Raw genomic sequence first — 25330 nt, 5'->3', positions numbered from 1 at the left:
TGTCATTGGTTATTAAAATCCTTTTAAAAAGGATGCAGGCACTTTAGATTCAAAAGTTAGGAATTCACCGGTTGTCGGGTGGGTAAATGAAATTTTATGTGCATGTAAACCGAGTCTGCCGATAGGGCGAGTTCGTGCACCGTATTTTTTATCCCCAACAATTGGGTTTCCGATGTCTTGCATATGGACACGGATTTGATTTTTTCTACCTGTTTCCAAATGAACTTCTAATAACGAATTTTGGCGGCTCGTTTTCAATACTTTATAATGTGTCACCGCTTTTTGTCCGTCATTCGGCCTATCGCTGGAATAGACGATAAACGCTCGATTTTCTTTTAGCCATGAAGTAATTGTTCCGTCTTTTTTCACGCGACCTTCAACTAGCGCAACATAGGCACGTTCTGGAACGATGTCATGCCAATTGTCTTGTAAAGTTTGTTGGATGTCTTTACTTTTCGCAAAAATCATCACGCCGGACGTATCCCGATCTAAACGGTGAACGATAAAGATACGATTGTTCGGATGAACGGTTTTTACATAATCCATTAACTGACGATAAGCGGTTACGTGCCGTTCATTTTTAGAAGCGACCGTTAATAACCCTGCCTCTTTTTCAATGACTATGATGTCATCGTCTTCGAATAAAATTCGAATCCCTGACAGTTTTACGGTTTCAGTTGCAACACGCGCATGAATTTGAACGGTGTCTCCCGGGTGAAGTGTATCGTTAAATTGTGTAGAAACTTTACCATTTACAACAACTTGTCCGCGACTTAATACACCTTTTACCGCATTTCTGCTTCTATTCGGATGTTTTTCATATAAAAATTCGAGTAGTTCACTGGATTCTTCAACAATCCAATCGCCGTCTAACTCACGGGACCTTGCTTTTCTTTTCATAATGTACTTCCTTTCGTCAACCAAATAAGAATCTGTTCTATTTACCATATAAAACAACAGTAGACAAAGTCAATTAACGACTTTGTCTACTAAATTAGAATATATTCATTTACCTTGAAATTGCGGCGTTCTTTTTTCTGCAAAAGCTGTTAATGCTTCAATTCGATCTTCAGTTGGAATCGTTAATTCATAAGCTTTGCGCTCAATGGATAGCCCAGTTTGTAAGTCGACGTTCATGCCGTTTTTAATCGCAAACTTGGCTTGTTGTAAAGCCACCGGACCGTTTGCCAACATGAGATTGGCAAAGGCAGTCGTTTCTTCCAATAAATCATTTGCCGGGACTATCTTTGTTAGCATGCCATATTCAAACGCTTCCTCTGCCTTCAAACGACGGGCTGTTAAAATTAATTCCAACGCTTTCGTTTCTCCGATTAAACGCGGAAGTCGCTGAGTACCGCCTGCACCAGGAATAATTGCAAGGCTTGTCTCTGTTAAGCCCATTAAAGCAGAATCCGCAGCGATGCGGAAGTCACATGCAAGCGCGAGTTCAGTCCCACCGCCAAATGCAAAACCGTTAATCATCGCGATGGTTGGTTGTGGCAATTGTTCAATCGCGGTAAAAACTTCGCCTATTTTATAAAGATTACGCTTTACTTGTAAGTCTGTTAATGTTTTACGTTCTTTTAAATCCGCCCCCACGCTAAAAGAACGTTCCCCTGCGCCTGTAAAAATGACGACACGAATATCCGGATTAATCCTGATGGCTTCCGTAATTTGACCCAGTTCGACAAGCATGTCGTAATTAAAAGCGTTTAGACCTTCGGGACGATTTAGTGTCACTAAAGCAAGATTTCCCCTTTGTTCATATAGAACAGTCTCCATGAATATTTCCCCCTTAGAACTTGTATTCAATTAAAAGATATCATGTAGGGACAAGTTATTCCACGAAAGAATAATAATTCAATAAATTATAACTGTTAAATTACTTTAGTGATTAAACATATTATTCGGATTCCGAACAATTTTGATTTCCGTTCCGGGCGGACGCTTTCCGTGGGGCCGGCGGTAAGCCTCCTCAGTCGCTTCGCTCCCTGCGGGGTCTTACCTGTCCGGCTAAATCCCACAGGAGTCGCCGCCCTCCACCACAATCAACGGAGACATCTTTAAATAAACGAACAATTAATTAGACCAACACTATTATTCTCTATCCCACTGAAATTAAACCTTACGAAATTGACTCATACTATTAAAACATATCACGAACAGAAGTGTTATTCCACAAAGGAATGAAAATTCGCTAAATTTAGAGCTATTTATGTGAAACTTGACCTTACTAATAGAAGTCATTAATAAAGAAGTCGGAATTCAACATTCCAATTTCACTGATATTTAGGTAGAATATAAGCTAGGAGTTGATATTGTTGAAAACTGTGATTGTTACAGATAGTACGGCATATTTGCCCTTACATAAAATGGAAGATTTCAATATTAAAATGATTCCTCTTACAGTCATTTTGGACGGGGAGTCATATGATGAAGAGGTGGATATTTCTTCGACGGAGTTTTACGACCGGGTTCGAGGAGATGGCCCGTTACCAAAAACGTCGCAACCGCCGATCGGAAGGTTTGTTTCTTTATTTGAATCGCTAAAAGAAGAATACGACGCCATTATTTCGATTCATTTATCTAGCGGCATTAGTGGAACGTATGCGGGAGCAGTACAAGCCGGTGAAATGGTAGACGGTGTTGACGTGTATGCGTTTGACTCGGAATTGTCTTGTTGTCCCCAAGGATTTTATGTTCTTCGTGCGGCGGAACTTGCAAAAGAAGGGGCTTCACCGGAAACAATTTTAGCCGAATTAAATGAAATGAAAAAAACGATGCGCGCTTATTTTATGGTGGATGATTTGGCGCATTTACAACGTGGCGGCAGATTGTCAGGAGCGCAAGCTTTTATCGGGAGTTTATTACAAGTTAAGCCAATCTTACATTTTGAGGATAAAGTAATTGTTCCTTTTGAAAAAATACGTACACGTAAAAAGGCGATGAAGCGAATTGCGGAGATGCTTGCGGAAGATGCTGCGAAAATGCCATTGGAAGCAGCGATTATTCATGCGAATTGTCCGGAAGATGCGGAGAAGTGGTTGAAAGAATTATCCGCGAAATTGCCGAATGTCGATTTTACAATTAGCCATTTCGGTCCAGTCATTGGTACGCATTTAGGAGAAGGATCAATGGGCCTTGGTTGGGTGAAAAAAGGAAACTAAATTAAGTGGGGGTATGTTCGAGATGAAAGATACCGTTTTTACTGTAAGAGATTTTTTAGCAGGTCGTATTTGGCATCGGGAACATATCCCTTTTGCTGCTGAAATTATCGATGAACATATTGCTGCTGGTCAAATAAAAGTCATTTCCGGCGTATCGAAAACAACGAAGTTCTTTCAGCAAAGATATTATTTTTGTCGTCGCTGTGAAAATGAAGAGCAGTCCAGATTTACAACCTTTCATTGTGCGAAGTGTGATGGGCCATGTGCTTACTGCCGGCAATGTCTCAAGATGGGTCGCGTGTCCGTTTGTACGGAACTGATTACGTGGACTGGTGAAGACTTAGTATTTGCTAATGAACATCAAATGGCTTGGCAAGGAAATTTGACCCCTTTACAGAAAAAGGCCTCTGCTGAACTGATTGAGAGTAATCGTCAGAAAAAGTCACATCTCATTTATGCGGTATGTGGGGCGGGGAAGACAGAGATTTTATTTGAGCCGATCTATGAATTATTAAAAGAAGGAAAACGCGTCTGTCTTGCAGCCCCGCGAGTCGATGTAATTTTAGAACTTGAACCGCGTTTGAAAGCGGCTTTTCCAAAGACACCCATCGATGCATTGTATGGCGGTGCAAAACCGAGTCTGGAACCTGCTCAACTGATCCTAGCGACGACCCATCAACTGTATCGTTTTCAAGAAGCTTTCGATGTCGTTTTTGTCGATGAAGCAGATGCTTTTCCCTACACAGCAGACGAAACGTTAAAACGTGCAGTAAAGAAAGCAGCGAAACAGGATGCGCCCATTCATTTCGTCACAGCAACGCCGTCGAAACAACTTATTGCACAAGCAACACAGCATGCGGCAATCTCGTCCATTCCCCGACGCTTTCATGGACATCCCCTCCCAGTCCCACGGTACGAATCTTTATGGAATTATAAACAGAAAATCGAAAAAGGAATACTTCCACCCAAACTTGTAAACTGGATTCGTAAAAGGTTAGAACGAGAACAACCATTTCTTATTTTCTTTCATCACATCGAATTAATGGAAAAAGCTTTGCCGATCTTTCAAACAGTCGATGAACGCATTCAATCCGTCCACGCTGCTCATGAAAATCGTAAAGCACATGTCCTTGCTTTAAGAAACAATAAAGTTCCTGGATTATTAACGACGACCATATTAGAACGCGGCATTACGATACCGAATGTTCAGGTTGCCGTCGTAGGTGCGGAACAACAAATTTTTACGAAAGGCGCACTCGTTCAAATCGGCGGGCGTGTTGGACGCGCTGTCACTTATCCAGATGGAGATTTCGTTCTTTTTCATCACGGAATTTCAAATGCGATGGATGATGCGAGACAGGAAATACTTAATTTGAATAAGAAAGGAGGGAAATTATGAAAGAGTGTTTGCTTTGTGCGGCGTATTTAGTATCGATGCCCTCTTGGAAATCGCTTGTTGGACTGGAAGAACAAGAGGTAATTTGCGAAAGGTGTTCAAATTCATTTGAAAGAACCGATATTATAGATAATAGTTCAGAAATCGCATACATCACATCACTATTCACTTATAACGATGCGATGAAAGAGTATTTACATCAATTTAAGTTTTTACAAGACATTGCATTGGCAAAGGTCTTTAGAAAAGAAATTAACGAAGTATTAAAGAGTAAAACGAATATCGTGCCGATTCCAATGCATCCTAAGAAAAAACTTGCCAGGACATTTGCGCAAGTAGAGGCATTACTTGATGCTGCAAATATCCCTTATATCAATGTATTAGAAAAACTTGATACAGGTGCAATGGGTGAAAAAACGAGACGTGAACGACTGGAAATGAATCCTTTATTTGCATTGAAACAAGAAATTCAAATTCAACCGGAAACGTATACACTCATCGATGATATTTATACAACGGGAACGACGCTACAGCATGCGGCGAAAGTATTAAAAGATGCTGGTGCAGTGCGCGTTGAAGCTGTGACGTTAATTCGTGCGAAATAGATATTGAAAGGATAGAAATTGATGGCTGAACTAAGAAACTGTCCAAATTGTGGAAACTTTTTCAACTACATAGGCGTGCGGGAAGTTTGCGTACTATGTGCACAAGAAGAGGAAAAGGAATACGAAGAAGTGTACCGTTTTTTAAGAAAAAGAGAAAACCGTGCAGCAACGATTGAACGAATTATTGAAGTGACGGGTGTCAAAGAATCGTTGCTTCACAAATGGGCTAGAACGGGGCGCTTACAACCCGCTCTATATCCAAACTTGGGGTTTCCATGCGACAAATGTGGTAGCCTGACATCGAGCGGGAAACTATGCAAAACATGCGTGACAGAGTTGAAAAGTGATTTGAATGAGTATGAAGCTGCTCAAAAATTTAGAGATGCTGTGCGCCAATCTGATGCTAAAGGCTACTATAAGAACCGCCAAGATAATCGTACAAAAGACCTCTAAATGATCAAGGAAATATACCGACATAACAGAGTAAGAACGAAATTATGAAGGAGTGGGACGCGATGAAAATTAATAGAGTAAATATCCCAGCGGTAAATCCTTATAAGGCCAATGAGCTTAAAGTTGGTAAATCAGCTCAACATAGTGCTCAACAACAAGATAAAATTGAAATTTCGTCTGAGGCAAAAAAACTTTCAGAAATAAATTCGTATGCAGCGGAAAGAAAAGACCATGTGCAAAAGATTAAAGAACAAATCGATGCTGGAACGTATAAAGTGAATGCAGAAGAAGTTGCCAAGTCGCTAATTAACTATTATAAAAAATAATTATGAATGAAAGTAGCTGACAACATGTCGATTCAACCAATACTGGCGACGCTTAATAATTTAGAAAAAATGCATACGAGTTTATTAAGCCTTGCGCATGAAAAGACAGCGCTAATTAAAGACGGCGATATGGCGGCGCTCAATCAACTATTAAAAGACGAACAAGCACATCTCGCCGCCATCGCCCAAATTGAACAACAAAGACAACAGACTGTAGTAGATTATTTGAGGAAGCAAGGACGCTTCGTATCCGAAAACCCTACAATATCTGACGTAGAGCGCGCGGTACAGTCAACGAGTGAAGAAGAAAGCCTTACGGAGGCGAGGGACCGTCTCCTGCATGTGATTCATGACTTGAAATGGCAAAACGACTTGAACCAAAAGTTAACCTATCAATCTCTTCAATTCGTGAATCTATCGCTGGACATGGTACGACCACAACAAGAAACAGTCACTTATTCAAAAAACGAAATCAGCGGAAAGAATGAAACGAGATCACGACCAACATTTGACTCACAAGCTTGAGGAGGAAATTAAATGCGCTCGACTTTTATGGGGCTAGAAACGAACAAACGCGGATTATATACACAACAATCTGCTTTATATACAACAGGACATAATATTAGTAATGCGAACACAGATGGCTACTCTCGCCAACGCGTTAATATGCAACCGACAGGCGGCTATCCAGGTGTTGGCATGAATTCAGGGGCAATGCCCGGTTTTCTAGGTACAGGAGTAGAAGCGGGTTCGATTCAACGGATTCGCGACTCCTTCGTAGACCATCAATTTAGACAAGAAGCGAATAAATTAGGTTACTGGGAATCACAATCACGGGCGATTAGTCAAATGGAAGATGTACTGAATGAACCGTCACATTATGGCTTACAGAAATCACTTAGCCAGTTTTGGCAGTCGTTAGAAGATTTAGCAGTATACCCTGAAAACGAAGGGGCACGTAAAGTTGCTATTCAAAGCGGTGTCGCCCTTACTGATTCATTTCACTATATTGATAAAACACTAAAAGAAATTCAAGGTAATATAAATCAAGAAATTAAAAATTTAACATTGCAAACAGATGAAAATGGCAAAGAACAACAAGGTCATATCAATTCAATACTTAAACAAGTTGCCGACTTAAATGACCAAATTTCAAAAGTTGAACCGAATGGCTATATGCCAAATGATTTATACGATGCTAGGGACGTTTTATTGGATGAGCTATCTATGCTTATTCCAATTGAAGTAGCGTACGAAAAATCAGGCGGTCGTGCGTTGGATATAGCTGAAGGTACGGTGAAGGTGAAACTAAAAAATAATGGTGGATCTGTAACGCTTGTGGAAAAGGGAAACCATGGAACGATAGGGGCTAATTTTACAGGTAATGGTACGAACCCTCCACTAACTGGGTTGAATATAAAACCTGCAGGCGGTGGGGATGTAGAACACGTTAGTCATGATAATCTTTTAGATACTGGACGCTTAAAATCATTGATAAATTCTTATGGCGTAACGGGTACTAACGGACCAAAAGGAACATATCCAGACATGATTGCTGAATTGAATCAGATGGCAAAAGAATTTGCGGAAAAATTCAATGATATTCATAAAAAAGGGACAGATTTAAAAGGAAACCAAGGAACAGATTTCTTTGGTTCTAACGGTCAGCCAGAAATCACTGCCGAAAATATTTCTGTCAGTAAGGAAATACTTAATGACGCAAGCAGATTTGCGGCTTCAGATTCAGACTTTAATAATCCACAAGAAGGAAACGGTAAAAATGCTCAAGCGCTTGCGGACCTTCAATTTGATGGCCTAAATGGACTCGGTGGCTCAACTATCCAATCATTTTACCAGGCACTCATCGGTCAACTTGGTGAAGATGGTAAACGAGCTGAACGAATGATGGTTAATACAGGCACGTTATTAGGAGCAGTTGAACATCGACGTGCATCAATCAGTTCTGTCTCTCTTGATGAAGAAATGACCGATATGATTAAATTCCAGCAAGCGTATAATGCATCTGCACGTATGATAACGGTTATAGATGAAACACTCGATAAAATTATTAACGGAATGGGTGTTGCTGGTAGATAAGTAAGGAGTAATTTGTAGAAGGAGGAAATAGATTGCGCGTAACACAATCAATGCTTTCAAATAACATGCTTCGGAATCTATCCGCAAGTTATAATAAAATGGGAAAACTACAAGAACAAATTGCATCAGGTAAAAAACTGAGTCGTCCATCCGATGATCCCGGGGCTGTCATGAAAGGGATGGCCTATCGAATGCAAGTCGATAAAATAAATCAATATCAGCGAAACCTTGGAGAAGTGAATAACTGGTTGGACAACACAGATGAAGCGCTAAATCAAGTCGGACAGGTCCTTCACCGTACCAATGAACTTGTTACACAAGGTGCAAGTGATTCAATAAGTGATGGAGACCGCGAGAACTTGAAAGTCGAACTCAAACAACTCCAAAATCGAATCAAAGACTTGGCAAATACGAAAGTCGCTGGAAAATATATATTCAGCGGAACGAATACGGGAGAACCGCTTTTTAAAGACGGAGAACTGCAAGAAATAGGAACTAACCCAAATAAAACGCCATTACCTGGCTTTGAAGAAAAAATCGAAATCAAGGTATTTGATGGTGTGAAAATAGAAGTAAACACTCAAGGTTTTAAAATGTTTCAAGAAATTGATAAAATGTTCGAAGGATTAATAGAAAAAGATAATCTAACACAAGAAGATTACAACCAAGCAATTGGAGCAATTGGAGAAAAATTAGATAATGTCGTTAGCCAACGCGCGGACATCGGTGGGCGACAAAATCGTGTTGAGATGATGGATGCGCGTTTATCGGCACTCGAATTGTCTTCAACGAAACGAATGTCTGAAAACGAAGACATTGAATTCGAAAAAGTAATTACAGAAATGTTTGCTGAAGAAGCGATTCACCGCGCGTCTTTATCAGTCGGTGCGCGAATTATTCAGCCATCGCTTGTAGACTTCCTACGTTGATGCTAAGCGCTGTGGAATAGAAGGTGAATCCAAAGCCGTCTATTCAGATTGACGTCAAATGGTAATAAACAAATGACCGGCATTCACGCTGGTCTTTTTGTTTACAAATATACGATTTAGAATAGAAAAGGAGCAAGACGCGATGCAAATCGAAACAAAATTTCACGGTACACTCAAAATCGAGCAAGAACAAACATGGGCATTCCCAAAAGGATTACCAGGATTTGAGGAGGAAAAAGGATTTATTCTTCTTCCTATTGAAGGAGATGAAGTTTTCCAAGTGCTTCAATCAACAACAAGCACACATATTGCTTTTATCGTCACGAATCCATTTACACTAATAGATGACTACGTATTTGAAATTGACGAGCCAACAATTGACTTGCTAAAAATACAGGATCAATCAGATATCTTTGTTCTAAACGTCCTCTCACTAAAGGAGCCGTTTGAAACATCGACAATTAATTTACAAGCACCTCTTATTTTCCACACGAAAAACAAACAAGCAAAACAGATGATTTTAAACGACACAATTTATTCAATGCGCCATTCAATCAACACAAAAACGAAGGAGGAGGCGTGAACAATGCTTGTGTTATCAAGGAAAGAAAATGAAACAATCAAAGTCGGCGATGACATCGAAATTCGCATCCTAGAAGTTAAAGGAGATAATGTACGCATCGGCATCGAAGCGCCAAAATCAGTCGATATTTTAAGAGGGGAACTCGTTTTATCTATTTCAAAGACGAATAGAGAAGCTCTTGCTATCGATAACATTGACCTGACAAAGTTGAAGAACACAAAATATGAGAAATAATGTATAAGGAAATATGGTGCACAGGTATAAGATTAAATCCGGTTAATATAAAATTGAACGCGTACCTGCGCACCTACTACAATTAAGCTACAACCTTGAGTATATAAAAAATACCTTATATCTCCCCCCCTTTCCTCCATATTCATCTAAGACACAAATCCTTCATAACTGAAAAAAAGATTATAAAATAGCTAAACACTTTTAGAACCTATCCGATAATAGTAATGTAAGATGCAGAATGTGTTCGGCCGGCGCTTCTTCATGTTACTAAAAAAACAACGGATCACAAGGACGTGAACCGACACAACTCAAGGAGGAAAATAACAATGAGAATTAACAACAACATTGCGGCACTTAATACACATCGTCAATTAGCGTTTAACAACACAAACGTAGGTAAAAGCCTAGAAAAACTGTCTTCGGGATTACGAATTAACCGTGCAGGAGACGACGCAGCAGGTCTTGCAATTTCTGAAAAAATGCGTGCGCAAATTAAAGGCCTAGACATGGCTCAGAAAAACGCACAAGACGGGATTTCATTAATTCAAACAGCTGAAGGTGCATTAACAGAAACACATTCAATCCTTCAACGTATGCGTGAGTTAGCAGTGCAATCTGCGAACGATACGAACATGAGTACAATTGACCGTGAGTCAATGCAAGAAGAGTTGGACGCATTAATTGCAGAAATTGATGATATTACAAAGAGGACAGAATTCAACAAGCAAACATTGTTAAGTGGTGGATTTACGGGGAAAAAATTCCATATCGGTGCAAATACTAATCAGTCAATTAATATACAGATTAGCGGTATGGCAGCAAGTGATCTGTCCATTGGCACTTTGAAAATCTCAGGACAAACATCAGCCGATGGTGCGATTGCAACACTCGATACTGCAATTAACGCGGTATCAACAACACGTTCAAAACTTGGGGCAATCCAAAACCGCCTAGAGCACACAATTAACAACCTTGCTGCATCTTCAGAAAACTTAACGGCAGCAGAATCACGTATCCGTGACGTTGATATGGCGAAAGAAATGATGGAGTTCACAAAGAACAACATTTTAACACAAGCATCACAAGCAATGTTAGCTCAAGCACAACAAACACCTCAAGGAGTATTGCAACTTCTAGGGTAATGTTGTAACCGGGCGTCTATATTAGTAATAATATAGAGCATCACTGGGTGAATTGCTGGAATATCCTTATAGCTCTTCTACCACAGCGGAATCGGAAACGGTAAACGTGATGGTTTGAAAAATGGAGAGATTGGACAATCAGCAGCGAAGCCTCTGTCGAGAAATCGTGGGGAACGTTCAACGACTAGGATATACCGTCTAAGGCAAAAGCTATGGCGATGAAATCCGTAGGGTGTTATGCATTTTAACATTCGAAGCGCCCAGCATCCTGAAGTAACGGGATGAAGATATAGTCTATACTGTGTTCGAAAGATACAGATTGCTAGCAAGCAAATCAACAGCCACAGGGAGTTTTACAACTACTTGGCTAATACGGCTAATAAAAACACGGTCCGAGCAATCGGCCGTGTTTTTATGATTTTTTATCAAATGATTTTGGTGAAGGATTTTAGCTGACATAATAATTTACCATAAGGACTTATCGGAAAGTTAGTAATACTGATTCTGGTAAGTCCATTCTTATATGGTTATCCCATCAGCTAACTCTTTTCATCAAAGAAATTTCACTTAGGATCATTATAGTTATTGTAAAAGTCTTTTAATGAAATGTGTTGCCAATGCTCAATATACGCCCCTCCCTCTGTACAGTTGTATAACTGTAATCCATGATGTTGTTTGGCATATCGTTCAAACCATTTACGATACAGTGATAAATTACGATTTGTTTCTACTTTACCTGTCCGAAAATAATTAATCGTTTTTTGTGCACCTTGTATATTAATCTGAGCATATGCTGCATTTGCGTGACTTTTTCCGTCTGTATAGGCTAAATCTTGGCCAATTAAAGCGATGTTTTCTCCACCCAAATAAACCATCAAATCCAGTAAGGTAGTTGCGACAGATCCACCTGTTTGAATAAGGGGAGAATTCGTAGCGTTCGCTTGTGTTTCGGCAGCTTCATATCCTCGTTGATAGACAATCCGTTTAGGGCCAGTGTGCAACATAACCGTATCATGATAAGCAGTGCTCAAATAATATAAAGGCGTTTCAGGTAGACTTACATTCGTTAATTGTCCAAAGGTCGCTTCATTTGGATCGATAATCATGAAAAAATCTGGTGTAATTTTAGCTTTAATAAGTGGTTTCACGGCTGTTCCAACTGCACCGATTACGAAATGTTTTTCATCATGTATTTTCTTTAATAAAGGCAGTTGCTTATCAAGAGAAGGCCCTGCAGATACTAAAATTATCGGTTTTCCGCTATACAGATTTTTTAAATCACAAATACTTTTATCATTCAATGCATTGTTTTTTTCAAAATTAGAATGTAAATTCCCAAGTTGTTTTCGTAAGGAATTTTTTTGCAAAATGATATCTTCTAGTGCAATTTTGACGCCTTCAAATTCAGTAGGTAATAAATCAAGACCGCTTTTATGAATCAGTAAATTAGTTAAACTGATGGAAGAGAAAATTTGGTTTTTTTCAGTAGGTGATAAAGCACTAAACTGTTTCATTGAAATCGCATCATTTTGAGATAATGATGCATTAAATGGACTCTGTTTGAACCATTTAAAAAAAGGATCATTAAATTCGATAACGGTAATTTTATGAGTAGGATAACGATTTGCAAGTTGTTGAATATGATAACCTGCACCAAGTCCAATAACGATAATCTCTTCATCCTCTTTAATTTCATCTGCTTCTTTATCACACCAAATATTAACTTCTTTTAACGGATTGTATTTACTATGTAAAATCATGCGCCTGCTATTCGATAGTACTTGAATGGTTGGTACTGTTTTTGTTTCAATAATCGTGAATGTCATCCTCATCCCTCCTATTCTATTGTAATACAGAATCCCCTTAGATTAAATGAAGGATTCGTTTGAACTTTGAACATTATGGTCGATATAATAGATGGTGAGATATATTTATACATACTACTACTTTGGAGGAAAAACATGAAACTCCTTTTTCAAGAACAAATTATTGAAGTTGAACAAAATTCAACGATGGAAGATATTATAGAAAAAGTTAATGTATTACTAGGAAATCAATTTTACTTTAGTCATCTCGTAGCGGACGGACAAGAAATCACGGAAGCACCTGAGGAGTATTTATTGCGTCATTTAACAGACATTACTGAGCTAGAGATTATCGCAATCGGGGCGAAGCAGTTCGTTAATGATTTACTATTATCGGCTGAAGAATATGTAGCGCGTGCAATTCCGCATCTAACAGATCTAACGGATGCCTTTTATCATAATCCCTCAAAAGAAAATTGGATGGGGTTAATCGAATTATTTGAAGGCGTACAGTGGTTAGCCTCGATGATAACAGCAGTGGATCAGTCAATCGTACGTCCAACAAACTGGGATGCAGTGATGGAACCAGCTATTGAATTGCAAAATGAATTAGGGACTTTGGAAGAAGCATTGGAAAATACAGACACAGTACTCGTAGCAGATATATTACAATATGAAATATTACCTGTATTTGAAACGTTTGCTGAAGAAATTAAAATAGCAATTGATACTGAGGGAATGCGTCATGATCTTAATTGATAATCGAAATGCACTGCGGACGAAAAATCGAGAGCTTTTGAAGCGAATGATAGCACTAGAAGAAAATGCGCCATCAAAAAATGTTGTTATCGAGGAATCTAGAAGAGGAAAACTTACATTAAAAGTAGCTGTTGGCGATAAAATGCAATATGTTCATAGTAAATATGACCCAGAAAAAGATGCGGAACGTTTAGTTGATAAATTTGATGGAAATACTAATCAACACGTACTTTTTGTCGGAATAGGAATAGGCTATCATCTCCAAACGTTTATTGAACGATATCCCAATATGAAATTTTCAATCTATGAACCGAATGAAGAAGTAATGCTTGCTTATCTATCTACAAGTAAACTTCCATTAGAGAACTTAGAGCAGATTTTCGTAGGAACTGAATCTGAACGATTAAGTAAAGAGATAGAAGAGCTTCTTGCGATATCAAAAGGAAAGATACAACTCCTCACTTTACCTATTTATGAAAAAATCTACGGTAGGGAAATAGCAACAATACAAAAAAAAGCTGTTGAAACTTTAAGAAATAAAAAAAATGCATTAGCTGTTAATGTCTCATTCCAAAAGCGATGGACCATTAATGCGATCAAAAACTTCCCAACGGTTTTGAAAACACCAAATATCTTACATGATGTAGATAAAGATGTGTTTAAAGGAAAGCCTGCAATTATCGTTGCGGCAGGTCCATCGTTGAATGAGGAATTTGAAAGCTTACGTTTTATTAAAGAAAATGGCCTTGCGTATATTTTCTCTGTTGGATCAGCGATTAATGCGTTGATTGAACATGGGATTTATCCAGATGCGGCTTGTACATATGATCCTAGCGAGAGGAATCAATTTGTAATTGAAAAGATTAAAGAAAAAAATATTGTAGACATACCTCTGATATTCGGGAGTTCTGTAGGTTTCGAAACTTTGGAGGATTATCCTGGTGAAATGTTTCATATGATTACGAGTCAAGATACTGTATCACCGCAGTTATTGGATACAACACAATCAATTGATATTATATTAGATGCACCTTCAATTGCGGTAGTGACATTTCAATTACTGACCCAACTTGAATGTAACCCCGTGATGTTGGTAGGGCAGAATTTAGGTTATCAAAATAATCAACTTTATGCATCTGGTATTCAGTACGATTTTATTGACAATGAATTAAGTGAAGAAGAAAAAATAAAAACCTTAATTGTTAAAGATGTTTACGGTCATGATATTAAAACCGATGAAGGATTCAATGCGATGCGCCAACAACTTGAAATGCATATTGAGGCTAATCGAAATATCGAAGTGATAAATACGACAAAAGGCGGGGCGCAAATTGAAGGTACCTCGTTTGTTGAATTAGATGATTTAATTAAAGGAAGGTTAAATTTTCAAGTTGTTAAGAAAATGGGTGGAGCTACCTTAAATGCTTATGATTTTTCCTATGTGGAAAAAAGAATAAGGGAAATTTCACGGGATGCCAACAATTGTGACTTATTATTGAAAGAAATAGTTGGACAATTAGAAGTTATTCATGGTGCATTAAAAAATAGAAGAACAAATAATATGGAACAGCGATTTGTTTTATTCGATAAAGAATTCAACAGGTTAAAGAGAAATTCATTTTATAGTGGTTTTGTCGAACCAATGTTGAAAGTCCAAAATGAACGATTGTCAGAAGAGAGTCAATTGATTCGCTATGAAAATAATTTATTGAAAAAAGCAGAAATTGTTGTTGAATCATTTGGTAGTTTTATTCAAGAGGTAAGTTTGCATGTAGAATTTGTAAAACCTTATTTTGAGGAAATGAAAAAACGAATAGAAAATAGGAGTAATGAACTTGATGAATAAAAAAATTTTAGTAACAGGTGCAGATGGTTTTATCGGGTCTCATTTAACCGAAGAGCTTGTTCGACAGGGATATGACGTTCGTGCTTTTGTTTATTATAATTCATTCAATTCATGGGGATGGTTGGACCATACTTCTAAAGAAGTGAAAGAAAATCTAGATGTGTTTTCCGGTGATATTCGTGATCCATATGGTGTAAAAGAAGCGATGAAAAGTTGTACACATGTTTTAAATTTAGCAGCGTTAATTGCGATACCCTATTCCTATCATTCACCTGGTACGTATGTGGATACGAATATTAAAGGGACTTTAAATGTTGTTCAAGCAGCACGTGAGCTAGGTGTTGAAAAGGTTATCCATACATCCACGAGCGAAGTATATGGAACAGCTCAATATGTGCCAATTGATGAAAATCATCCACTACAAGGACAGTCACCTTATTCAGCTACCAAGATTGGTGCAGATCAACTGGCAATGTCTTTTTATAAATCATTTGATACACCAGTTTCGATTATTCGTCCATTCAATACATATGGACCACGCCAATCAGCACGTGCTGTCATACCAACGATTATTGGGCAACTTGCTTCAGGACAGTCAACAATTAAGTTAGGAGATATCCATCCAACACGGGATTTTAATTATGTGAAAGATACTGTCAATGGTTTTATTTCAGTTATGAATCATGACGAATCCACTGGTGAAGTGATTAATATCGGCTCAAATTATGAAGTGTCCATCGGTGAAACAGCGCATATGATTGCTGAAGTTATGGGTGTAGATTTAACTATTGAAACTGATGAACAACGACTTAGACCAGCTAAAAGTGAAGTAGAGCGTTTGTGGGCAGATAATAAAAAAGCGAAAGATTTATTAGGATGGACACCGAATTATGGTGGAAAAGATGGGTTTAAGCGAGGACTGGAAGAAACAATCGAGTGGTTTACAAATCCTGAAAACTTGGCATCGTACAAAACGGATGTGTATAACATATGAATGAGCAATGGGATAATTTTGCGAATGAAATAAAAGGTTTATACAAAAAAGATTTTGTGCCACTTCATGAACCAACCTTTAATGAACTAGAAATTGATTATGTAACAGATTGCGTAAAATCGGGATGGGTTTCATCAGTTGGGAAATACGTAGATCGTTTTGAACAGGAGTTAGCAGAGTTTACAGGAGTGAAACGTGCAGTTGCTGTTGTCAACGGTACTGCGGCGCTTCAAGTCGCTTTAAAAGTTGCAGGTGTACAAGCAGGAGATGAAGTATTTATGCCTTCACTGACCTTTATTGCAACGGCGAATGCGGCATCTTATTTACAGGCGATTCCACATTTTGTAGATGTTGGCGAAGAAACACTTGGCTTAGATCCCATAAAATTAGAAGAGCATATTCAACAGATTGGTGAAATAAGAAATGGAAAGCTTGTCAATAAAGAAACAGGACGGATTATTAGTGCAGTTGTTCCGATGCATACATTTGGACATCCAGTAGACCTAGATCCATTAGTTGAGTTGTGTGAGAGGTATAATCTTACACTTGTAGAAGACGCTGCGGAATCGCTAGGATCATATTATAAAGGAAAGCATACAGGTAGTTTTGGACTTGTTAGTGCTCTTAGTTTTAATGGAAATAAAATTATGACAACAGGCGGCGGCGGGGCAATTTTAACTAACGATGACAATCTTGCTGATTATGCTAAACATATTACGACGACGGCTAAAGTACCGCATAAATGGGCATATAAGCATGATGAGATAGGATATAATTATCGAATGCCGAACCTAAATGCGGCATTGGGATGTGCGCAGTTGGAAAAAATGCCGCTATTTATTGAACAAAAAAGACGGCTTACAAAAATATATGAAGCGTTAGTAAATAATGTAGATGGTGTGTCATTGTTTAAGGAACCTGTTCATACGAAAGGTAATTATTGGCTACAAACATTGGTGTTAGAAGAGCAGCATCATCGTGATACAGTACTAGATTTTTTGAATAATCATGGTGTGATGTCGAGACCGATTTGGACGCCTCTTCATAAGTTGGCATCATATAAGACTATGCCGAAAGGGAATTTAGATTATATGACTAGTTTGGAAAATAGAATAATTAATATCCCAAGTACGCCATTGAAAGCGAAGTGAGTTTTATTGCGTAGAAAAATATGCGTTGTGACTGGCACAAGGGCTGAGTATGGCTTATTGTACTGGCTTATGAAAAAAATAAAAGAAGATGAAGAACTTGACTTGCAATTAGTCGTTACAGGTATGCATCTATCCCCGGAATTTGGATTAACTTATAAACAAATTGAAGAAGATGGTTTTGTGATTGATGAAAAAGTCGAGATGTTATTGTCATCGGATACAGCGGTTGGCGTTGCAAAATCGATGGGACTTGCAATAATTGGTTTTGCAGAGGCATTTGAACGATTACAACCCGATTTACTAATTGTATTAGGAGATCGTTTCGAAATGTTAGCCGTTGCACAAACGGCCCTTATCATGCAATTACCGATTGCCCATATTCATGGGGGCGAATTAACTTTTGGCGCCTATGACGATGCGATTCGCCATTCCATCAGTAAAATGGCAACATGGCATTTCACTAGTACAGAATCTCATCGAGAGCGTGTGATTCAGCTGGGAGAACATCCGGAGCGGGTCTGGAATGTTGGTGCACTCGGAATAGAAAATATTTTGAAGATCCCATTGTTATCAAAGGATGAACTATACGATGATTTAAAAATCGATAAGGAGAAACCACTTTTCCTAATTACTCATCACCCTGAAACGAATGGTACTAGAAATGGAATTCACCCTCTCCTAGCTGCTTTAGCCAATTACAAAGAGAATAATCTCGTTTTTACAAAGTCAAATGCAGATAATGGTGGAAGAGAGATAAATGAAGAGATTGAACGCTTTGTATCAAAGAATAAAAATGCTTATTTATTTGATTCATTGGGACAATTGCGTTATTTGAGTGCAGTGAAGCACGCCGATGTTGTTATTGGGAATTCTTCGAGTGGTCTTATAGAGGTACCTTATTTGGAAACGCCTACTGTTAATTGTGGGGATCGCCAAAAGGGAAGGGAATATCCTTCGTCAGTTATTTCCGTTAGTCTTGATGAAAATTCTATTCATTTTGGAATTCAACAAGCCTTAAAATACCAAATGCCGTATGAGAAAATTTTTGGGAATGGCCAATCCTCTGAAAAAATCATTAGAAATCTTAAAAGTATACATACTTACCTTGTTCAAAAGGAGTTTTATGGCTTATGAATCATCACACGTATATCATCGCTGAGGCTGGCGTTAATCATAACGGTTCATTTGAAATGGCAAAGCAATTAATTGAAGCTGCAAAGAAGTCGGGAGTGGACGCAGTAAAGTTTCAAACTTTTAAAACCGAAAATCTAGTAACGCCTGATGCACAGCAAGCAAACTATCAAGTAAATAATCTGGGCGGAGCAACATCCCAGTTTGAGATGTTGAAAAAACTTGAGTTGTCCTATGAAGAATTTATTGAGCTGAAAAGATATTGCGATACACTTGAAATCGAATTTTTATCGACGCCTTTTGATTTTGAAAGTGTCGATTTTTTATTAGATGATATTGGAATGAGTACGTTCAAAATCCCATCAGGAGAGCTAACGAATAGTCCTTTTATACATTATATTGCAACGAAAAGAAAGCCAATGATAATTTCGACTGGCATGGCAACAATGGATGATATCCATGAAGCCTTGTCATTCTTGGCCTATGGATTAGCTTTTCCAAATCAACTTGTTAATCTGGAAAAAGTACAGGCATTTTATCATACAGACGAAGCAAAATTATTATTAAGAGAGTATGTGACTGTTTTACATTGTACAACAGAGTATCCCGCACCCTTTGAAACGATCAATTTAACTGCTATAAATCAGATGAAAAACGAGTTACAATTGCCGATTGGTTTTTCAGATCATTCGGAAGGAATCACAGTTCCGATTGCGGCCGTGGCACTAGGTGCAGTTGTCCTTGAGAAACATATTACGTTAAATCGCCAACTACCAGGACCCGATCACCGGGCTTCATTGGAACCGAAAGAGTTAGAGCAAATGGTCAATGGAATTCGAGTGATTGAGCAATCTCTTGGTACAGGAATTAAGAAGCCGACAACGATTGAATTTGAGAATCGCCAAGCAGCGCGAAAAAGTGTGGTCGCAAAAGTTCCCATCGCTATTGGAGAAACAATCACAGAAAATCATTTAGTAATTAAACGGCCCGGAAACGGGATGCCGCCATATACTTATTGGTCGCTTATTGGAAAAACAGCCAAAAAATCTTATGAAACGGATGAATTACTCGATGAATAAACCTGTAATTATTATAGGAAACGGTGGACATGCTTCAGTTTTAGCTGAGATATTGATTGCACAGGAACGGGAAATCATTGGATATACTGATTTAAAAAAGAAACAAGATCTTAGTCATTTGAATTATTTGGGAACTGATGATGTTATTACAGAAAGTTACAGTCCGGAAGATATAGAACTAGTCTTAGGCCTTGGGACTGTCAAGGCAGATGCTATTAGAAAAAATCTCTTTGAATATTTTAAATCAAAGGGATTTAAATTTACGAGCGTTGTTCATCCAACTGCAATTCTTTCGCCTTCAGTACGATTTGGACAAGGTGCTCAAATTATGGCAGGTTCGATACTGCAATCAAATTCTAGTATAGGGGATAATTCAATCGTTAACACAGGAGCGATTATTGATCATGATTGTCAAATTGGAAAACATGTCCACATAGCACCAGGAGCTACTTTATCAGGAGGTGTCCAAATAGGAGATTGTTGTCATATAGGTACAGGGTCTTCTATTATTCAAGGGATTATAATTGGTAAAGAAACAACAATTGGAGCAGGTGCAACTGTTGTAAAAAATTTTGGCATTGGGAAAACTGCCTATGGGATTCCCGCAAAAGAGGTGTAAATTATGAGGAATTGGCAAGACGTCCTAATAAAACCTGATACGTCAATTATAGATGCGATGAAAATCATAGATGAAACCACTATGCAATTCACAGCTGTTATCAATGATGAAATGAATTTACTTGGTACGGTTACAGATGGCGATATTCGTCGTGGGATATTAAGAGGACTAGATTTAGAAACGCAAATTAGTGAAGTTATGAACCCAAATCCATTTTGTGGACGAGTAGGAAAGCAGACATACTACTATCAAAAGCAGATGCGAGAGCGTAAATTAAAACAACTCCCTATTGTTTCGAAAACTAATGTACTACAATATATTTTATTTGCTGATGATTTAGAAGTAATGGCTAAAAAAACAAATAAAGTCATTTTGATGATAGGCGGGCTTGGTACAAGACTTCATCCACTGACTAAAACAATACCAAAACCAATGTTGAATGTTGGGAGTAAGCCTATACTCGAAACAATTATTGAGAGTTTCAAAAGTTTTGGTTTTATAAATTTTGTTTTATGTGTTAACTATAAAAAAGATATGATTATGGATTATTTTCAGGATGGTTCACATCTTGGTGTCAATATCGAATATATTGAAGAAACGAAAAGACTTGGTACAGCTGGTGCTCTGTCGCTATTATCAGAAACGCCGAATGAACCTTTCTTTGTAATGAACGGTGATCTATTGACAAAAATAAATTTTGAACAATTACTTGATTTTCATAATGAAACAAACTCTGTGGCAACGATGTGTGTACGTGAATATGAATATCAGATACCGTATGGTGTTATTGAAACCGATAATGATAAGCTACTGTCGATAGTTGAGAAACCTGTACATAAAAGCTTTGTGAATGCTGGTATCTATGTGCTGGACCCTAGTGCGTTAGACCATGTCCCCAGCGATGATTTTTATGATATGCCTGAACTTTTTAAGAAGTTGATGAGTGAGGAAAAGAAAGTTTTGGCGTTTCCATTGAGAGAATATTGGTTGGATATTGGTCAGCTAGATGATTATGAGCAGGCGAATGGTGATTATCGTGAAAACTTTAGTATGGGTGTAAACAACGATGGATAAACAAAAATGTGTAGTGATTGGGTATGGATCAATTGGTCAACGGCATACAAGGATTTTAAATGAGTTGGGCCATAGAGTGGCTGTTGTATCGAGAAGAAAAGTAGATTATCCTTATCTTTATTCAGATATAAAAAATGCCTTATTAAAAGAAGAACCCAAATATATTGTGATTGCGAATGAAACAAGTGAACACGAAGTTGTTTTAAATCGATTAGCAGACCTTGGCTATAAAAATAAAATATTAGTCGAAAAACCATTATATCCTGGAAATAATAATCAATTAGATTTCGCCTCACTATTTGTCGGATATAATTTAAGGTTTCATCCTTTAGTACAAAAACTTGCTGAAAAGATAAGAAAGTTACAAATTGTATCTGTACAATGTTATGTTGGTCAGTATTTACCAACTTGGCGTCCTGGAACTGATTATACAAAGTCTTATTCAGCCAGTAGGTCAAAAGGGGGGGGAGTCCTTCGTGATCTAAGTCATGAGTTGGATTATTTACAGTTTTTATTTGGTGAATGGCAGGAAATGACCGCTTTAGGCGGTAAGTTCAGTGATTTAAACATTGAATCTGAGGATCATTTTACTTTTATATATAAAACAAAAAACGTTCCAATTGTCACATTACAAATGAATTACTTGGATCACTTGACGCAGCGTTCGCTGATTATTAATACAAATACAGAAACATATAAAGTAGATTTTAATAATAATACTTTGCAAATTAATGGTGAAATCCTTCAATTTGAAACTGGACGGGATGATACTTATAGGAATCAGCACATGGCTGTTTTAAACGGTAAGAATGAATTTTTATGTACTTATGAGGAAGGTTTAAATATAGTGAAAATGATTGAGATGGCAGAACTTGCTTCACGAGAGAAAGTGTGGGTGTCTAATGAATAGAATTTGTACAATTTGTGCCAGAGGTGGCTCAAAAGGCGTGAAGAATAAAAATATTAAACTATTATTGGGGAAACCTTTAATTGCTCATACTATTTTACAAGCGAAAAAAAGTGGATTGTTTGATGTAATTGCAGTCAGTAGCGATAGCAAAGAGATCTTAGCCGCCGCTAACCAATATGGCGCGGACATATTGGTTGAAAGACCGCCTGAACTTGCAACTGATCAAGCGGCGAAATTACCTGTGATTCAGCATTGCCTAAGTTTAGCAGAAAAAAAGACAGGCAGAAGCTTTGATGTAATTGTTGATATGGATGCTACTTCGCCACTTCGATTGATAGATGATATTGCACAATCAGTTCAATTATTTGAAGAAAGTCCGGATGCTGATAATTTAATTACCGGTGCTCCCTCAAGAAGAAGTCCATATTTTAATTTAGTTGAAATAAATCATGAGGGTTACGCTAGTTTATCAAAGAAGCTTGATAAAGTAATCGTACGCAGACAAGATGCACCGGAGTGTTATGATATGAACGCCTCGATTTATATTTGGCGAAGAGAAACATTGCTAAACTCGACAACTGTATTTCAGGAAAAAACATTATTGTATGAAATGTCCGAAGAACGATCAATTGATATCGATTCTGAACTTGATTTTGAATTTGTTTCTTTTTTAGCTACGAAAAGAGGAGGATTATCATGACAGTATCTTATCTAGAAAAATTCAAGTTAGAAGGAAAAACGGCAATTGTTACAGGTGGTGCTGGTATATTGGGTAGCCATTTTTGCTCTGGATTAGCCGAGGCAGGTGCCAATGTTGCAGTAGTAGATATAAATATTAAAGAAGCACAAAACGTAGCGACTTCAATTAAGACAAAATATGATGTAAGTGCTGTAGCTTTTGAATGTGATGTTACATCTGAGTTGTCCGTAAAAGGGATGACTGAATCGGTTCTCGCTGAATTTGGCGAAATTAATATTTTACATAATAATGCAGCCGGAAAGTCAAGCAATTTAGATGCTTTTTTTGCCGATTTCGAAGATTACGAACTCAATCAATGGAAAGAAATTATGGGGACAAACTTAGATGGTATGTTCCTCGTTGCCAAGTATATTGGAAAAATAATGAAGGACCAACAAAAAGGAGGTTCTATTATTCAAACCTCTTCAATATATGGCGTGATGGCACCGGACCAACGAATATATGAGGGTTCTTATTATTTAGATCGTCAAATTAATTCCCCAGCAATTTATTCTGCTTCAAAAGCCGGTGTTATTGGACTGACAAAGTATCTTGCGACTTACTGGGCACAAGAAGGTATTCGAGTGAATGCCATTACACCTGGTGGGGTAGAAAGTGGACAAAATGATACGTTTAAGATGAATTATAGCAATCGTATTCCATTAGGACGAATGTCACAACCTGAAGAAATGGTAGGTGCGCTAATTTACTTAGCATCTGATGCATCGAGTTATGTGACTGGCCAGAATATTATTGTGGATGGTGGATTGAATGCTTGGTAAGGAATATAAAATTATAATTATATGAGGTGAATGAAAAATGAAGTTTTGTAAAAAATGTGTTATGCCAGATACACGCCCAGGTATTTACTTTAATGAAAAAGGAATATGTCAGGCCTGCGTAGCAGAAGAACAGAAGGAACAGACAGATTGGGACGCGCGTTTGAAAGAACTCAAGCAATTATGTGACAAATATCGAAGGAAAGACGAGACCAAATTTGACTGTATTATTCCGGTCAGTGGAGGAAAAGATAGCCACTATCAAGTATATTTTATGAAGGAAGTTATGGGAATGAATCCTCTACTTGTCTCGGTAGAGGATAATCTAGAAATGACAGATGCCGGAAAGAATAATATTAGGAATATATCTGAAAGATTTGGCTGTCATATTATTTCCTTGAAGCCTAATTTGAAGGCACAAAAATATATAATGAAAAAAACATTTGAAAAGTATGGTAAGCCTGTTTGGTTTACAGAACGCTTAATTTATACATATCCACTTCACATAGCAATACAACTCAACATTCCTTTAATTGTTTACGGAGAAAATATAAGTTATGAGTATGGCGGAACAGATCGACTTGAGGTCTATTCGGCGAGAAATCAAATAAACAACGGTGTAGCATCTGATATTGATTATAATGAATTGATAGATGAGAACATTACTTTAGCTGATTTAAGCCTATGTACGCCGCCTACGGAAGATAAAGTTGCCAAGTTAGAACCAATCTATTTAAGTTATTTTGTAAGATGGAATAGTTATAAAAATTATATTTTTTCAAAGAGAAATGGTTTTATGGATTTAACACATGAATGGCAAAGAGAACATACTTTTGAAACGTTCGATCAGATCGAAACTCCGGCCTACTTGATTCATCCATGGTTGAAATATCCAAAGTTTGGACATGCGACAGCAACTGATTATGCATCAAAGTATATTAGGTATGGTTTAATTAGTAGAGAAGAAGGTATTGAGCTAGTAAGAAAACATGACCATAAACTTGATCAAAAGTCTGTAGAATCGTTTATTGACTTTTTAGGATATTCAACGACTGAGTTTTACAGTATTATTGATGAGTTTTATAATGAAGAATTATTTATGAAAAATCAGTTTGAAGAATGGGTGCTGAAAAAACCAATTTGGAATTGTAATTAAGGAGATATTTAGATTGGATAGAAAAAATAATGCCGAAACTAAAGTTTTGTACGTATAATATTAGTTACAGCATTATTTTTAGCTTCAAATGGAACTGGTTATAACATAGTCTTAGAACTCCAAAAAAGAAACAGTTTTCAGGAGATAATTTTAAGATAGAATAATTAGCATTGGGATCTATTTTGCTCGTAAAATATTAAAAAAAACGACGAGAAATATACGATGAAATTCGTGCCTTGAAGATTGGTGTGCATATACATTATATGTTCAGTCTTTTTGCAGACTTATTACAAGAAATTAGGGTTTGAGAAAGTCTTATGTCCAGTAGTGATGAGCAATCTTTGGCGTTGTCGATT

26 protein-coding genes are annotated in these 25330 nt (G+C 37.6%); 23 read left to right on the top strand and 3 right to left on the bottom strand.

All coding sequences use genetic code 11. From position 1 onward, the window contains the following. Positions 1–12 precede the first annotated feature (12 nt). Positions 13–900 (bottom strand): RluA family pseudouridine synthase, encoded by an 888-nt coding sequence (locus BI350_RS13925; RefSeq protein WP_155767539.1) that lies wholly within the window; start codon positions 898–900, stop codon positions 13–15. A gap of 105 nt (positions 901–1005) precedes the next feature. Further along, positions 1006–1782 carry an enoyl-CoA hydratase-related protein gene (locus BI350_RS13920; RefSeq protein WP_075528688.1) on the bottom strand — a complete coding sequence of 259 codons (777 nt, stop codon included), beginning with the start codon at positions 1780–1782 and terminating at the stop codon, positions 1006–1008. Positions 1783–2321: 539 nt separating this feature from the next. On the opposite strand from BI350_RS13920, the gene BI350_RS13915 reads away from it, so the two are divergent. The 11 genes from BI350_RS13915 to BI350_RS13865 all read left to right on the top strand — a co-directional run bounded on the left by BI350_RS13915 (position 2322) and on the right by BI350_RS13865 (position 10932). Beyond that, positions 2322–3167 (top strand): DegV family protein, encoded by an 846-nt coding sequence (locus tag BI350_RS13915; RefSeq protein WP_075528687.1) that lies wholly within the window; start codon positions 2322–2324, stop codon positions 3165–3167. 22 nt (positions 3168–3189) lie between these two features. After that, positions 3190–4566, top strand: a complete 1377-nt coding sequence (locus BI350_RS13910) for an ATP-dependent helicase ComFA (RefSeq protein WP_075528686.1) — start codon at positions 3190–3192, stop codon at positions 4564–4566. Then, positions 4563–5168 (top strand): ComF family protein, encoded by a 606-nt coding sequence (locus tag BI350_RS13905; RefSeq protein ID WP_075528685.1) that lies wholly within the window; start codon positions 4563–4565, stop codon positions 5166–5168. Before BI350_RS13910 ends, BI350_RS13905 begins: the two co-directional genes overlap by 4 nt. A gap of 21 nt (positions 5169–5189) precedes the next feature. Then, a complete protein-coding gene (locus BI350_RS13900) occupies positions 5190–5621 on the top strand; it encodes a TIGR03826 family flagellar region protein (RefSeq protein WP_075528684.1) in 432 nt (143 codons plus the stop codon). A 62-nt stretch (positions 5622–5683) separates the two neighbouring features. Further along, positions 5684–5947, top strand: coding sequence for a flagellar biosynthesis anti-sigma factor FlgM (gene flgM, locus BI350_RS13895; RefSeq protein ID WP_075528683.1), 264 nt, complete (start codon positions 5684–5686; stop codon positions 5945–5947). 24 nt (positions 5948–5971) lie between these two features. Then, positions 5972–6472 carry a flagellar protein FlgN gene (locus tag BI350_RS13890; RefSeq protein ID WP_075528682.1) on the top strand — a complete coding sequence of 167 codons (501 nt, stop codon included), beginning with the start codon at positions 5972–5974 and terminating at the stop codon, positions 6470–6472. Positions 6473–6484: 12 nt separating this feature from the next. After that, entirely contained in the window at positions 6485–8044 is a 1560-nt protein-coding gene (gene flgK, locus BI350_RS13885) for a flagellar hook-associated protein FlgK (RefSeq protein ID WP_075528681.1), read from the top strand. Positions 8045–8076: 32 nt separating this feature from the next. Then, the gene (gene flgL / locus BI350_RS13880) at positions 8077–8973 is read left to right on the top strand and encodes a flagellar hook-associated protein FlgL (protein WP_075528680.1); all 897 of its coding nucleotides are present in this window, start codon (positions 8077–8079) and stop codon (positions 8971–8973) included. Positions 8974–9115: 142 nt separating this feature from the next. Next, the gene (gene fliW / locus BI350_RS13875) at positions 9116–9556 is read left to right on the top strand and encodes a flagellar assembly protein FliW (RefSeq protein ID WP_075528679.1); all 441 of its coding nucleotides are present in this window, start codon (positions 9116–9118) and stop codon (positions 9554–9556) included. A gap of 3 nt (positions 9557–9559) precedes the next feature. Then, a complete protein-coding gene (csrA, locus tag BI350_RS13870) occupies positions 9560–9790 on the top strand; it encodes a carbon storage regulator CsrA (protein WP_075528678.1) in 231 nt (76 codons plus the stop codon). A 326-nt stretch (positions 9791–10116) separates the two neighbouring features. Then, positions 10117–10932 (top strand): flagellin N-terminal helical domain-containing protein, encoded by an 816-nt coding sequence (locus BI350_RS13865; RefSeq protein WP_075528677.1) that lies wholly within the window; start codon positions 10117–10119, stop codon positions 10930–10932. A 563-nt stretch (positions 10933–11495) separates the two neighbouring features. Here BI350_RS13865 and BI350_RS13860 read toward each other — a convergent pair. Then, positions 11496–12758: a motility associated factor glycosyltransferase family protein gene (locus BI350_RS13860; protein ID WP_075528676.1), complete on the bottom strand. Its 1263-nt coding sequence runs from the start codon at positions 12756–12758 to the stop codon at positions 11496–11498. Between the two features lie 135 nt (positions 12759–12893). Between BI350_RS13860 and BI350_RS13855 the strand changes: the two genes are divergently transcribed. From BI350_RS13855 to BI350_RS13800, 12 genes are read left to right on the top strand one after another with little or no spacing between them, the layout of a single operon-like run. After that, complete coding sequence (locus BI350_RS13855; protein ID WP_075528675.1) at positions 12894–13496, top strand: hypothetical protein; 603 nt, start codon at positions 12894–12896, stop codon at positions 13494–13496. 46 nt (positions 13497–13542) lie between these two features. Then, entirely contained in the window at positions 13543–15342 is a 1800-nt protein-coding gene (locus tag BI350_RS13850; RefSeq protein WP_168157272.1) for a motility associated factor glycosyltransferase family protein, read from the top strand. Continuing rightward, a complete protein-coding gene (locus tag BI350_RS13845; protein WP_075528673.1) occupies positions 15326–16336 on the top strand; it encodes an NAD-dependent 4,6-dehydratase LegB in 1011 nt (336 codons plus the stop codon). Before BI350_RS13850 ends, BI350_RS13845 begins: the two co-directional genes overlap by 17 nt. Further along, on the top strand, positions 16333–17487 hold the full coding sequence (locus BI350_RS13840; RefSeq protein ID WP_075528672.1) for a LegC family aminotransferase: 1155 nt from the start codon (positions 16333–16335) through the stop codon (positions 17485–17487). The genes BI350_RS13845 and BI350_RS13840 overlap by 4 nt, the downstream gene beginning before the upstream one ends. A 6-nt stretch (positions 17488–17493) precedes the next feature. Continuing rightward, positions 17494–18621, top strand: coding sequence for a UDP-N-acetylglucosamine 2-epimerase (neuC, locus tag BI350_RS13835; RefSeq protein ID WP_075528671.1), 1128 nt, complete (start codon positions 17494–17496; stop codon positions 18619–18621). Beyond that, the gene (gene neuB / locus BI350_RS13830) at positions 18618–19697 is read left to right on the top strand and encodes an N-acetylneuraminate synthase (RefSeq protein WP_075528670.1); all 1080 of its coding nucleotides are present in this window, start codon (positions 18618–18620) and stop codon (positions 19695–19697) included. Before neuC ends, neuB begins: the two co-directional genes overlap by 4 nt. Next, entirely contained in the window at positions 19690–20316 is a 627-nt protein-coding gene (locus BI350_RS13825; protein ID WP_075528669.1) for an acetyltransferase, read from the top strand. The genes neuB and BI350_RS13825 overlap by 8 nt, the downstream gene beginning before the upstream one ends. A gap of 3 nt (positions 20317–20319) precedes the next feature. Further along, positions 20320–21390, top strand: a complete 1071-nt coding sequence (locus BI350_RS13820) for a nucleotidyltransferase family protein (protein WP_075528668.1) — start codon at positions 20320–20322, stop codon at positions 21388–21390. Then, complete coding sequence (locus tag BI350_RS13815) at positions 21383–22300, top strand: Gfo/Idh/MocA family protein (RefSeq protein ID WP_075528667.1); 918 nt, start codon at positions 21383–21385, stop codon at positions 22298–22300. Before BI350_RS13820 ends, BI350_RS13815 begins: the two co-directional genes overlap by 8 nt. Further along, entirely contained in the window at positions 22293–23000 is a 708-nt protein-coding gene (locus BI350_RS13810) for an acylneuraminate cytidylyltransferase family protein (RefSeq protein ID WP_075528666.1), read from the top strand. The genes BI350_RS13815 and BI350_RS13810 overlap by 8 nt, the downstream gene beginning before the upstream one ends. Beyond that, on the top strand, positions 22997–23821 hold the full coding sequence (locus BI350_RS13805; RefSeq protein WP_075528665.1) for an SDR family oxidoreductase: 825 nt from the start codon (positions 22997–22999) through the stop codon (positions 23819–23821). The genes BI350_RS13810 and BI350_RS13805 overlap by 4 nt, the downstream gene beginning before the upstream one ends. A 37-nt stretch (positions 23822–23858) precedes the next feature. After that, positions 23859–24974 (top strand): N-acetyl sugar amidotransferase, encoded by a 1116-nt coding sequence (locus BI350_RS13800; RefSeq protein ID WP_075528664.1) that lies wholly within the window; start codon positions 23859–23861, stop codon positions 24972–24974. Positions 24975–25330 lie beyond the last annotated feature (356 nt).

Origin of the sequence: Sporosarcina ureilytica, from assembly GCF_001753205.1 — a bacterium.
GTDB classification, from domain to species: domain Bacteria; phylum Bacillota; class Bacilli; order Bacillales_A; family Planococcaceae; genus Sporosarcina; species Sporosarcina ureilytica.
This window is presented reverse-complemented; position numbering and strand designations above follow the sequence as displayed.

What these genes read in the sequence shown, in the direction of transcription:
- BI350_RS13925 (WP_155767539.1), bottom strand. Translation starts at nt 900, where the DNA reads ATGAAAAGAAAAGCAAGGTCCCGTGAGTTAGACGGCGATTGGATTGTT.
- BI350_RS13920 (WP_075528688.1), bottom strand. Translation starts at nt 1,782, where the DNA reads ATGGAGACTGTTCTATATGAACAAAGGGGAAATCTTGCTTTAGTGACA.
- BI350_RS13910 (WP_075528686.1), top strand. Translation starts at nt 3,190, where the DNA reads ATGAAAGATACCGTTTTTACTGTAAGAGATTTTTTAGCAGGTCGTATT.
- BI350_RS13905 (WP_075528685.1), top strand. Translation starts at nt 4,563, where the DNA reads ATGAAAGAGTGTTTGCTTTGTGCGGCGTATTTAGTATCGATGCCCTCT.
- BI350_RS13900 (WP_075528684.1), top strand. Translation starts at nt 5,190, where the DNA reads ATGGCTGAACTAAGAAACTGTCCAAATTGTGGAAACTTTTTCAACTAC.
- flgM (WP_075528683.1), top strand. Translation starts at nt 5,684, where the DNA reads ATGAAAATTAATAGAGTAAATATCCCAGCGGTAAATCCTTATAAGGCC.
- BI350_RS13890 (WP_075528682.1), top strand. Translation starts at nt 5,972, where the DNA reads ATGTCGATTCAACCAATACTGGCGACGCTTAATAATTTAGAAAAAATG.
- flgK (WP_075528681.1), top strand. Translation starts at nt 6,485, where the DNA reads ATGCGCTCGACTTTTATGGGGCTAGAAACGAACAAACGCGGATTATAT.
- fliW (WP_075528679.1), top strand. Translation starts at nt 9,116, where the DNA reads ATGCAAATCGAAACAAAATTTCACGGTACACTCAAAATCGAGCAAGAA.
- csrA (WP_075528678.1), top strand. Translation starts at nt 9,560, where the DNA reads ATGCTTGTGTTATCAAGGAAAGAAAATGAAACAATCAAAGTCGGCGAT.
- BI350_RS13865 (WP_075528677.1), top strand. Translation starts at nt 10,117, where the DNA reads ATGAGAATTAACAACAACATTGCGGCACTTAATACACATCGTCAATTA.
- BI350_RS13860 (WP_075528676.1), bottom strand. Translation starts at nt 12,758, where the DNA reads ATGACATTCACGATTATTGAAACAAAAACAGTACCAACCATTCAAGTA.
- BI350_RS13855 (WP_075528675.1), top strand. Translation starts at nt 12,894, where the DNA reads ATGAAACTCCTTTTTCAAGAACAAATTATTGAAGTTGAACAAAATTCA.
- BI350_RS13850 (WP_168157272.1), top strand. Translation starts at nt 13,543, where the DNA reads ATGATAGCACTAGAAGAAAATGCGCCATCAAAAAATGTTGTTATCGAG.
- BI350_RS13845 (WP_075528673.1), top strand. Translation starts at nt 15,326, where the DNA reads ATGAACTTGATGAATAAAAAAATTTTAGTAACAGGTGCAGATGGTTTT.
- BI350_RS13840 (WP_075528672.1), top strand. Translation starts at nt 16,333, where the DNA reads ATGAATGAGCAATGGGATAATTTTGCGAATGAAATAAAAGGTTTATAC.
- neuB (WP_075528670.1), top strand. Translation starts at nt 18,618, where the DNA reads ATGAATCATCACACGTATATCATCGCTGAGGCTGGCGTTAATCATAAC.
- BI350_RS13825 (WP_075528669.1), top strand. Translation starts at nt 19,690, where the DNA reads ATGAATAAACCTGTAATTATTATAGGAAACGGTGGACATGCTTCAGTT.
- BI350_RS13820 (WP_075528668.1), top strand. Translation starts at nt 20,320, where the DNA reads ATGAGGAATTGGCAAGACGTCCTAATAAAACCTGATACGTCAATTATA.
- BI350_RS13815 (WP_075528667.1), top strand. Translation starts at nt 21,383, where the DNA reads ATGGATAAACAAAAATGTGTAGTGATTGGGTATGGATCAATTGGTCAA.
- BI350_RS13810 (WP_075528666.1), top strand. Translation starts at nt 22,293, where the DNA reads ATGAATAGAATTTGTACAATTTGTGCCAGAGGTGGCTCAAAAGGCGTG.
- BI350_RS13805 (WP_075528665.1), top strand. Translation starts at nt 22,997, where the DNA reads ATGACAGTATCTTATCTAGAAAAATTCAAGTTAGAAGGAAAAACGGCA.
- BI350_RS13800 (WP_075528664.1), top strand. Translation starts at nt 23,859, where the DNA reads ATGAAGTTTTGTAAAAAATGTGTTATGCCAGATACACGCCCAGGTATT.